Source organism: Pseudotabrizicola sp. 4114, from assembly GCF_031457365.1.
Classification (GTDB): Bacteria; Pseudomonadota; Alphaproteobacteria; order Rhodobacterales; family Rhodobacteraceae; genus Pseudotabrizicola.
In genome coordinates, this window is the sequence record NZ_JAVDWP010000008.1 from 145741 (window position 1) to 155858 (window position 10118).

At 60.9% G+C, this 10118-nt stretch carries 13 protein-coding genes and 1 tRNA gene; 6 read left to right on the forward strand and 8 right to left on the reverse strand.

Annotated elements, in window-relative coordinates; translation table 11 throughout:
- Positions 1-164 precede the first annotated feature (164 nt).
- The 6 genes from J2X53_RS17175 to J2X53_RS17200 all read left to right on the forward strand — a co-directional run bounded on the left by J2X53_RS17175 (position 165) and on the right by J2X53_RS17200 (position 5626).
- The gene (locus J2X53_RS17175; protein WP_349038717.1) at positions 165-2195 is read left to right on the forward strand and encodes an ASKHA domain-containing protein; all 2031 of its coding nucleotides are present in this window, start codon (positions 165-167) and stop codon (positions 2193-2195) included.
- A gap of 51 nt (positions 2196-2246) precedes the next feature.
- Positions 2247-2801: a sigma-70 family RNA polymerase sigma factor gene (locus J2X53_RS17180; RefSeq protein WP_349038718.1), complete on the forward strand. Its 555-nt coding sequence runs from the start codon at positions 2247-2249 to the stop codon at positions 2799-2801.
- The gene (locus tag J2X53_RS17185; RefSeq protein ID WP_349038719.1) at positions 2798-3442 is read left to right on the forward strand and encodes an anti-sigma factor; all 645 of its coding nucleotides are present in this window, start codon (positions 2798-2800) and stop codon (positions 3440-3442) included. The genes J2X53_RS17180 and J2X53_RS17185 overlap by 4 nt, the downstream gene beginning before the upstream one ends.
- 128 nt (positions 3443-3570) lie before the next feature.
- Positions 3571-4113 carry a fasciclin domain-containing protein gene (locus J2X53_RS17190; protein WP_349038720.1) on the forward strand — a complete coding sequence of 181 codons (543 nt, stop codon included), beginning with the start codon at positions 3571-3573 and terminating at the stop codon, positions 4111-4113.
- Positions 4114-4600: 487 nt separating this feature from the next.
- Positions 4601-4674 (forward strand) — tRNA-Gly (locus J2X53_RS17195).
- A gap of 649 nt (positions 4675-5323) precedes the next feature.
- The gene (locus J2X53_RS17200) at positions 5324-5626 is read left to right on the forward strand and encodes a hypothetical protein (RefSeq protein ID WP_349038721.1); all 303 of its coding nucleotides are present in this window, start codon (positions 5324-5326) and stop codon (positions 5624-5626) included.
- A 172-nt stretch (positions 5627-5798) separates the two neighbouring features.
- Here the strand turns inward: J2X53_RS17200 and J2X53_RS17205 are convergent, their stop codons facing one another.
- From J2X53_RS17205 to J2X53_RS17240, 8 genes are all read right to left on the reverse strand, one after another.
- The gene (locus tag J2X53_RS17205; protein WP_349038722.1) at positions 5799-5993 is read right to left on the reverse strand and encodes a hypothetical protein; all 195 of its coding nucleotides are present in this window, start codon (positions 5991-5993) and stop codon (positions 5799-5801) included.
- Complete coding sequence (locus J2X53_RS17210) at positions 5990-6121, reverse strand: hypothetical protein (protein WP_349038723.1); 132 nt, start codon at positions 6119-6121, stop codon at positions 5990-5992. The genes J2X53_RS17205 and J2X53_RS17210 overlap by 4 nt, the downstream gene beginning before the upstream one ends.
- A 94-nt stretch (positions 6122-6215) precedes the next feature.
- Positions 6216-6911 carry a hypothetical protein gene (locus tag J2X53_RS17215; RefSeq protein ID WP_349038724.1) on the reverse strand — a complete coding sequence of 232 codons (696 nt, stop codon included), beginning with the start codon at positions 6909-6911 and terminating at the stop codon, positions 6216-6218.
- Positions 6911-7213, reverse strand: a complete 303-nt coding sequence (locus J2X53_RS17220) for a hypothetical protein (protein ID WP_349038725.1) — start codon at positions 7211-7213, stop codon at positions 6911-6913. Before J2X53_RS17220 ends, J2X53_RS17215 begins: the two co-directional genes overlap by 1 nt.
- Positions 7214-7225: 12 nt before the next feature.
- A complete protein-coding gene (locus J2X53_RS17225) occupies positions 7226-8056 on the reverse strand; it encodes a hypothetical protein (RefSeq protein WP_349038726.1) in 831 nt (276 codons plus the stop codon).
- A 171-nt stretch (positions 8057-8227) separates the two neighbouring features.
- Positions 8228-8638, reverse strand: coding sequence for a hypothetical protein (locus J2X53_RS17230; RefSeq protein ID WP_349038727.1), 411 nt, complete (start codon positions 8636-8638; stop codon positions 8228-8230).
- Between the two features lie 97 nt (positions 8639-8735).
- A complete protein-coding gene (locus J2X53_RS17235; protein ID WP_349038728.1) occupies positions 8736-9104 on the reverse strand; it encodes a hypothetical protein in 369 nt (122 codons plus the stop codon).
- Positions 9105-9431: 327 nt separating this feature from the next.
- Positions 9432-9995 (reverse strand): hypothetical protein, encoded by a 564-nt coding sequence (locus J2X53_RS17240; protein ID WP_349038729.1) that lies wholly within the window; start codon positions 9993-9995, stop codon positions 9432-9434.
- Positions 9996-10118: the final 123 nt, after the last annotated feature.

The window sequence follows — 10118 nt, forward strand, 5'->3', positions numbered from 1 at the left end:
AAAATTCTGCATATCGAGTTTTCTGCGAAAACTCATGATCGCGACCGGCACACTGAATTTTCGCAGAAAGTTCGATCCTTTGATTTTTCGCAGAAAAATCGCGCTCTCAGTCCAATTGCCGTCGCGCCAGAGTCTGCAGAACCGACGCGCGCAGGAGTACCCCCATGTCTGACGACCCCCTCGTGATCTTTACCCCTTCGGGCAAGCGGGGGCACTTTCCGCTTGGCACCCCGGTCCTGACTGCCGCCCGCCAATTGGGGGTCGATCTCGACTCGGTCTGTGGCGGGCGCGGCATCTGCTCCAAATGCCAGATCAGCCCCGGTTACGGCGAATTCCCCAAGCACGGCGTCACCGTGGCCGAGGATGCGCTGAGCGAATGGAACGCGGTTGAAGAGCGCTACAAATCCAAACGCGGCATGCTGGATGGCCGCCGTCTGGGCTGTCAGGCGCAGGTGATGGGCGATGTCGTCATCGACGTGCCGCCCGAAAGCCAGGTCCACAAACAGGTGATCCGCAAGTCGGCGACCGAACGGGTCATCGCGATGGATCCCGCCACCCGTCTGCTTTACGTCGAGGTGGCAGAGCCCGACATGCACGAACCAACCGGCGATTTTGAACGCCTCGCCCGCGCCCTGCGCGATCAGTGGCAGGTTGAGGATGTGACCGCCGATCTGGCGATCCTGCGCCGTCTGCAGCCCGCCTTGCGCAAAGGCGCATGGAAGGTGACCGTGGCGTTGCACAAGGGCAATCACGACGCCCGCCCCCGCATTCTCGACCTCTGGCCCGGCTTCCATGACGGCGCGATTCACGGTCTGGCCATTGACCTTGGCTCCACCACCATCGCGGCGCATCTGTGCGATCTGCGCGACGGGCGGGTGCTGGCCTCGGGCGGGGTGATGAACCCGCAGATCCGCTTTGGCGAGGATCTGATGAGCCGGGTGTCTTATGTGATGATGAACGCGGGCGGCGATGTCGAAATGACCCGCGTGGTGCGCGAGGCGCTGAATGCGCTGGCGGGGTCGATCGCGGCGGAGGCGGGCATTGATCCGGCCAGCATTTACGAGGCAGTCGTGGTCTGCAACCCGGTGATGCACCATCTGCTTCTGGGCATTGATCCGGTGGAGCTGGGTCAGGCGCCGTTTGCGCTGGCCACTTCGGGCAGTCTCAGCCTTGATGCGCGTGATCTGGATCTGGCCGCGATCAACCGTTCGGCGCGGGTTTATCTGCTGCCCTGCATCGCGGGCCATGTCGGGGCCGACGCCGCAGCGGTGGCCTTGTCGGAAGAGCCGGGCAAGTCGGAAGATATGGTGCTGATCGTCGATGTCGGCACCAATGCCGAGCTGCTTCTGGGCAACAAGACACGGGTGCTGGCCTGTTCCTCGCCCACCGGTCCGGCGTTTGAAGGCGCGCAGATCAGTTCCGGCCAGCGCGCCGCCCCCGGCGCAATTGAACGGGTGGAGATTGATCCGCTGACCAAAGAGCCGCGGTTCAGGGTGATCGGCTCGGATCTGTGGTCGGATGATCCCGGTTTTGCCAAAGCCACCGAAACCTTTGGCATCACCGGCATCTGCGGCTCCGGCATCATCGAGGCGGTGGCCGAGATGCGGATGGCGGGGCTGGTTGATCCCGGCGGGCTGATCGGCGGGCCGGACCAGACCGGAACGCTGCGCTGCGTGCCCGAAGGCCGCACTCACAGCTATCTGCTGCATGATGGCAGCGCGGACGGCGGGCCGCGCATTCTGGTGACCCAAGGCGATATCCGCGCGATTCAGCTGGCAAAATCAGCGCTTTATGCCGGGGCGCGGTTGTTGATGGATGAAATGGGGATTGATCATGTCGACCGGGTGACCCTTGCGGGGGCCTTTGGCGCGCATATCAGCCCGAAACACGCCATGGTGCTGGGCATGATCCCCGATGCGCCGTTGGACAAGGTGACCAGTGCCGGCAATGCCGCTGGCACCGGCGCGCGGATTGCCCTGTGCAATGTCGCCGCGCGCGATCAGATCGAGGCGACCGTCCATCAGATCCACAAGGTCGAGACCGCAATCGAGCCAAGGTTTCAGGAGCATTTCGTCAACGCCAACGCAATTCCGCATGCGGTTGACAGCTTTCCGTCGCTGGCGGCGGTGGTGACCTTGCCGGATGTGTCGTTCAACACCTCGGGCGGGCGCGAAGGGCGGCGGCGGCGCAGTTGAGCGCCGGTTTTGGGGCTGGCAACGCCAGCTTTGCATGATAGCGTCACCGGCATGAACGCCACGGCCCAGATCCGCACCGAAACCTGCCTGCTGCTGGAGCGTATCTCGCAGCAGGACCGGACGGCGTTCCGCGACCTCTATCATTCTGCCGGTCCGAAACTAATGGGCGTGCTGCTGCGTATCCTTGGCACAAGGTCAGAGGCGGAGGATGCGTTGCAAGAGGTGTTTACCAGAGTCTGGTTGCGGGCGGGGCGGTTTGATCCGTCGCGCGGCGCAGGCATGACCTGGCTGGTGGCACTGAGCCGCAACCACGCGATTGACCGGCTGCGCGCCCGCAAGCCCGAACAGACTGATGATGGCGTGGCAGAGCTGATTGCAGACACCGCGCCGCGCGCCGAAACCCGGCTGATTGCGCAAGGCGAGGCGCGCCGGGTCACGGAATGCTTTGACACACTGGAACCGGCCCGTGCCGATGCCGTACGCGGGGCCTATCTGGACGGTCTGTCCTATGAAGCATTGGCCGCCCGACACAGCATTCCGCTCAACACCATGCGCACCTGGCTGCGCCGCAGCCTGCTGAAGCTCAAGGAGTGTCTGGAGCAATGACCGACACCCCGTTGACCCCATTGGAAGAAGATGACGCGCTCGCCGCCGAATATGTGCTGGGCGTGCTGCCCTTGCCCGAACGGCTGGCGGTTGAGGCGCGGCTGAAAACCGATATGGATCTTGCCGCGCGGGTCTCGGTCTGGGTGGCGCATTTCGCGCCGCTGAACGAGGCCTATGCCAGCGTGCCGGTGCCGCCCGATCTGCTGCCCAAGATCGAGTCCCGGCTGTTCCCCAAGGCCAGCGCCCTGCGGGGCGGCTGGCGGTTGTGGCTGGCCGGGACGGTGACGGCGGTGGTCGGCGTTGGCGTGTTCATGCTGATGCCGCCGACAGCACCGGGTGCGGTGATCGCCAGCCTCGGCGACGGCGGCTCGGCGCTGGTCTATGAGGCGCGTCATGACGGATCGCACCTGCTGGTGACCCGCGTGGCGGGCACTCCGGCGCCAGAGGGTCAGACCCATGAGCTGTGGGTGATTGCCCCCGGTGCAGCCCCGGTCTCGCTGGGCCTGTTGGGCACCGATCCGCTGGATGTCGAATATCCGCGCCCGCCTGCGGGCTGGGTGCTGGCGGTCTCGGTCGAACCGGCGGGCGGCTCGCCCACTGGCGCGCCGACCGGCCCGGTGATCCTGACTGCGGAACTCTGAACGGCTCCGTCATCACAGACCCGTGAGCCTGCTCTATTTTTTCCGACACCTGAAACTCGCCCCGGACAGCGCTCGTATCTCAGGGGGAAGGCAGGATGATCCTGCCTCACCTTACCGGGAGATGTCTGATGAAACTGACCCTTGCAGCTTCGATCCTTGCGCTGTCCACCATGGCGGCCTTTGCCGAAAACCCGATGGTCGGCGGTGCCGCGATGTTCGAAGACAAGACCATCGTCGAAAACGCCGTGAACTCGGCCGACCACACCACGCTGGTTGCCGCCGTGCAGGCCGCCGGTCTGGTGGAAACCCTGTCGGGTGAGGGCCCGTTCACCGTGTTCGCGCCGACCAATGACGCCTTTGCCAAGCTGCCCGCTGGCACGGTTGAAACCCTGCTGATGCCGGAAAACAAGGATCAGCTGACCAAGATCCTGACCTGCCATGTCGTGGCCGCCAATGCGATGGCAGCTGACATCGGCAAGATGATCACGGATGGCGGCGGCACCCATACCGTCAGCACCGTTGGCGGCTGTGACTTTGCCATCACGATGAATGGCGATGCGGTCAACATCACCGATGGCATGGGCAATGTCGCCACTGTCACGATTGCCGATGTCAAGCAGTCGAATGGCGTGATCCACGTGATCGACACGGTGCTTCTGCCCGCCATGTAAGCGCGCAAAAGGACAGGGCACGGGGGCGTCACTCCCCTTCGTGCTCTGGATGCCCGCATCGGTCGCCGTGGTCTTTTATGTCCCTCGGACACGGCAAGGCGATGCGTGGCCCGCCCCCGGTACCTTGGTACCGGGGGCTTTTCAGTTTTGCGCAGCCGTGGTGATGATCGCCGATGCACACCAACATCCCGCGCCGCTGTCTGTTTCTGCTGTCCTTGGCCCGCGCGGACGGCACTACCGAACACCTGGCGCGTCCTGCCCCTGCGACTGGCAGGACCTGACCCGACCGGCCCTGCCCGCCGTCTGTGACCCGCGCCCTGCCCCGCCGCCCGAACCGCCCTCCGGCAATCTGGCGGTCGTCAGGAAAGAAAAGAGCGCTCCGCGCGGGAGTATTTGCCAAGCAGCAAATGCCAGCGGCCATCCCGTGCCCGAACCCGCGCGTTGCCGCTTGACGCGGGCGCGCGGCTGGCTTACCTGATATGCCGTTGCGGGTGTATCTCAATGGTAGAGAAGCAGCTTCCCAAGCTGATGACGAGGGTTCGATTCCCTTCACCCGCTCCATTCTCTCTTGTAAAATATTGAAATTAAACCATTTCTTTTGGATCAGAGTTTTCAACACCCCCTTCAATCCGCCCTTAGATAGTTGCTAGAAAGTAACAACAAGAGGGGTGTGCCCAGCCCCTGCTTGCCGTGCCAGATGGCACTTGAACAATTCAACCTCATTTGACACGTTCTGCCTCCATACAAGAGAGAAGGAATTTCAAGGCCATGAAGGTAAGGCTTATTTTCGTGCCCCCCGGCGGGGGTGAGGCGGACTATCAACTGCAGTTTGAGCTACCGGCGATTCCACAAACGGGCGACTACATTTCGATCTTGCGTGACGAAGAAGTAGGATACGAAACTTTCATTGTCCGCCGTACGATTTGGGAACTAAGGTATCCCGCTTCCCAAGGTGTCTCGGCAAGCGAGCACGAACACGGCACAGCAAGCACAATCTTCGTCGAATGTGAATTTGCACGAGGGGCGTTTAGTTCCGATAACCACAAAAGAGCGTGTGACGCATACGAAGCGAGAGGCTTTAAGGTCCCTGAACACGAAGCAACCGCTTACTAGGTGTTCAAATGGCTTGTCTGGTAAGCCAGAGCGTAGACCATTGAATAGTAACCTTCGCAGGGCCATGCTTGCCGCCTAAACCTAAAAATGACTTCGCATGCGCTATTTTGTTCTTGCGGCCTGTATCGCCGCTGCGTCTCCCGCACCAGCACAAGATGGCGGACTTTGTAAAGATTATGGCAACCGCGCCGAAGAAATTATGCGAATGCGCCAAGATAACGTGCCCATGTCCACCGTCATGGGCTACGCTTCCATTGATCTGCTGAAAGAACTCGTCATGCTTGCCTATCGAGAGCCTCTTATGGTGTTTGGCGACAAAAACATGATTATTGCCAAATTTCGCAATGACCGCGAATTTGACTGCTACACCGCTTTCAATAAGGGCAAGAAGAAGCCATAGGCCCGCTCTGACTTGAACACACAGCCCTCTGCCGCAACCCGTCGTCGGTCCTGATCCGGCGCGCAGCACCACCATGCCGCAAGGCCAAGGCTAGGACGGTGCGCCACAAGTGCAACTCCGGGTTCTGTCTTATGCGCCCCCAAAACGAAAAAGCGCATCAAGATGCCTGCCCTTAAGCCGCCTGCCGGAACCTCTCGAACCTTTCCGGGCGATAGGCGCGCAGCACCGCTTGCGGCTCAACCTGTGCCAGATAGCAGACTTGCACAAAGTCGGGTGATCCTAGCCAGTCGGCTTCCTTGCCCTTCGCAGCGTCATGCAGGCCCATGATCAGGACAGAACGCCATAGGTGCAGATCGGGGTTTTTCATCGGATCGCCCCCACCAGATCGCGCAGAAGGCAAAGCGCCGCCCCATGATCCATAGGCACGGCGGCAACTTCTTTCCCGTCACGCCAAACATGCAGCACAGGGCCGGGTCGGATTGTCAGCAGATACATGTGAAGCCCCTCTCTTGTTGAATGGGGCAAGCCCGAAAGCCTGCCCCAAAGCAGCGGGACACCTCGCTGCCACCCGTGCCTGACGGCGCGGGGTTCATTGGTCCAAGATTGACGGCCTCGGCGGGGCAATCTCCCCGATTGCTTCCGCCGCTGTGCAAGCCTCTCGCCAGACACGCTCAAGATCGATCCGCAGATAGGGAAGCGCACGCGCCATCCCCTCATCCTTGACGCGCTGCGCATGACGCGCCGCCGCCTCTGTGCTGGCTGCAATCTCGGCTTCCATCCGTTGCAGGTGACCAGCGAAAGCACTTACCTTTGCCGTCTGCACCCGTGCTGCATCGGCCTGCCGCCGCTTGGTCGCCTGATCAGCGGCATGTTGCAACCGCCTGACATGCCCGCGCAAGTAAACCGCCTGGACAATATCAAACGACGAGCGCGACCGGCTGCTAGGGGCAAGGTCTGCGAAAGGCCCGCCCATCGCATCCCACTGCCGTTCCCACTGGCCACTGATCGCCCGATTTCGCTCTGAAAAATGCGTTGCCAAAGCTGCCGCGCATTCCGCCGGGGTCGGCTTGCGGGTCGGCTTCCCCCCATTGCAGCGACGAGCAAGCCCCGCCAGCATTTCCTCGGCTTGGGGCAATGTCGGGTCCAGATCGAACAGGCCCACCGGGCAATCCTCTGGCTTGTGCCAAAGCGCCTCCACATCGACAATCATGGTCAGATCGGGGGAAGCGGTATCCCTGACCTCTGGCGCGGTGTCTGCATCATCATCCTGCAATTCTGCCTGCATCAGTGTGTTCCTTCTGTCGGGAACAGTCCGGCCAGCGAACCAGCCAGCGCAGGGCGATCCATCTGGTCATCGGCTAGAAACGTTCCTGCCAGCGATGCACGATCAAGCTGGCGCACATTGGTCTGCTTTGTGACATCAGCCTTGGCGGCTTTGCCCTTGATGACCTCGGACGCGGCCCCCAGCAATTGCAGCATTTCGCGCAATTCGTCGATTTGTTTGCTCATGCCGTCAAGCATGGTGGACATTTCGACAAAGGCCGGGGAAGGTTGTTTGTTGGCGGTGAGATAGTGCTTAGCGCCCATTGTGGTGTCTCCTTATGTGAGCGTTTCGGCGCGGTGTCGCGCCTTCATGAAAACCATCGCCGTTACGGGTCTGGTGCAGAGATTAGCGACGACGCCCGCAACAGCGTTGGCAAGGTCATCGTGTCCGCCGGGTGAATGGTCGATACTGTCGCGGCCCCGGCCCGTGCGACGTTCCAAAGCCGCAAGCTGTCGGCTTAGTTTCGGATCGGGCGGCAATTCCACGCGACCGGAACTCAGGGCGGCAAGCAGTTCAAGGTAAAGGCCGGATCGGTCCAGTTCCGACACGGTGTAATTGATCCCGTGCTTGCTGAATTCATCCCTCGGCCAGCGCCCCGCGTATCGGTCGCCTGTCACGTTGCTAATGCCATATGCGTTCAATACCCGCGCATACTCGCCGACGATCTCAGCAGGGGAACCTTTCAGACCCCGCGCCAAGTCGATCACAATGCAGTCACCTTCCTGGTGTCCTATTGCCAAGGTGAATTCGTCTTGCCCGCCCCCTGCCGGGTCGGTGAAGGCGTGGTATTCAACGCCACGCACCATGGGTAATTCGCGCGGCTTGGGCCGGGTGCATTCCTCGATCAATGTGGGGTCAATCAGGCTGGCAATGTCGCTCCGAAACTGTGCCAGATATTCAGCAGACGCCCGTGCCGCATCATCACGCATGGCGTCATCAATGACACGTTGCGGCAAGGTCGGGTTCATAAGGCGGGATGGTGCCTGCGCCACCAGAACGCGGCTGTCTGTATCATCCCCAAAGGCGCGCTTGAACGTATCCCACAAAACGCCGCGCTTGGCGTAGGGCGATGACAGGGCAATCAGCTTGCCCCCAAGCGTTGCCAAGGCTGGCCGGATTGCCGCGATGATTTCGCGGTCAGGGCTGGCCCCGTCAACATGCCAGAATGCGATTTCGTCGCAGATGCACGCGGCCAAGGTATAGCCCCGGACAGATCGGTGTGACGCCGTGGTGATCTCGATCACGGTGCGGTTGTTCAACTCGATCTGTTCCGAGTTTTACCGCTCCACCATGCGCCGCAACATGGGGTTTTCGTTCACCATGCCGCTGATGTAGCGCATGACGGCCCGCGCCTGCTTTCGATCCGCAGCGATGACCATCACAGTTGCCACCTCGCCCGGTGCCAGCTTGGCGCTGTAGTCATGGAACGCGGCAAGATACACGGCCAGAAACGCCGCTGCATGGCTCTTGCCACCACGACGCCCGATTGCCAGCCACAACTCTACAAAGGCGTCCAGTGGCGCGCTCCGGCGTCCAGTAAGGGTGCGGAACGTGTCCAGATCGGTGGCGTCCAGTTCCAGCCCGTAAAAGCCCGAAAGCAAAGCCCGCCACGCGGTGAAACTGTCCCCGCCGAAGACACCGCCGAACAACGCCTGATCTGTCATCGCATCGCGGATCGTGACTGTCATCGCATGGCCCGCCATGCAGCAACGGCCAGCAAATCAGCGGCAAGGCCAAGGATAAAGGCAAGGGCCGGATCACGGGTCAGGACAAGAGCAAGAGCAATCATTGCGCCACCTTCCGTGCGATGTAGCTTTGAAGACTTGGCGTCACGTCACGGGCTTTGCGCTCTAGCCCCAGATCAGAAAGCAAGCGCCGCAAGGCATTGGCGATGGTGGCGTATTGGCTGGCGTCAAAGTCTTGACCTTGTGCCAGTTCGGTCTCGCGTTCCTCGCACCAGCACGCCAGCGTTGCCGCCCGTGCGACCAGATGCCTTTGCGCCTCTGACAGATCGCCCCCCAGATCACTTTCAATCGTGGCGGTGATCTCGCGGAACCGTCGCGCCATCATGGATCGCCCATCAACCCCGGCCAGCACCACTGCCCCGGTGCCTTTCCGGGTGCTAAACTGTGGCGGTGGTGGTGCTTTGGTCATGCTATGCGCGGCCTTGAATGGATGCCCTCGACTGCATTAAGGGCAGGTTAAAGGGCGGATTGATATAATGTAACACGCTAAGGCGTTGTTATCACTATTTCATTCTGTTGCATCGGGTGCAGTATGGTGAACCGAACCGCCGTTTCTGTCGATCTGGACTAAAACACGGTCGAGGGTGCGATATTTCCAGCCGGATATAACGCGCGACCATCGCCAAGATTTGTCACCGTTGTCCCTTGCGCGCGTGAGATAGAAACTTGTCGCTATAGAAAAAGAGGTCTTTCTCTGCCCCTGTGACGTATGCGCAAGGGACATTTGTGACAAAAGTCATTGCCTGCTGCCTGCTAGTGCCTGAATAGTTTCGCGTGCCTCTTTCCGCCGTGCCAACTCACGCTGGCCGCGTGCAGCAAACCTTGAATGCACCATGGGGTTTACCTGCCAATGCGGTGGCGATGACGGACGCGGCCCTTCCAGCTTGTCCAGCCATCCAAGCGCGGCCAGTTGTTCGAGTAGCGGGCGGATTTCAAATTCCTTCAATCCGCGCATTGTTTTGTCGCCGCGCTGAACATCGCGGTTGGTGATCCGCTCCAGTTTATGCGCAAGGATATGCCCGGCGATTGAGGTCAGTCTGTCGTGGTCATCAGACAAGCCCAAAACGCCGCTGTAGAAGGCGATAGAGTGCGCAAGCAGGAATCGGTGCAGAAACTCGGCAACGCGCTGTGCAGTCGCCTCCGTGACCGTGCCGGGCAATCCGGCGCTGTCAAACTCGGGCGCATCGCAAAGCATTGTGCTTTCCACATACTCCACACAATGCCAGATCACACAAAGCCGGGCGAATAGGCCGTCATACTTTCCGATATGCGATGCCAGCTTGCGATTGATCGTTTCCAATGATTGCAATTCAAGGTGCCGGGGCGGGGCAGCAATATGGATTTTATATCAGGAGCTTAGGACCAGATTCAGGCGCCGATGACCTGATCGGCCACCGCGCCGGAGCGCAGCATGTCTTCCAGC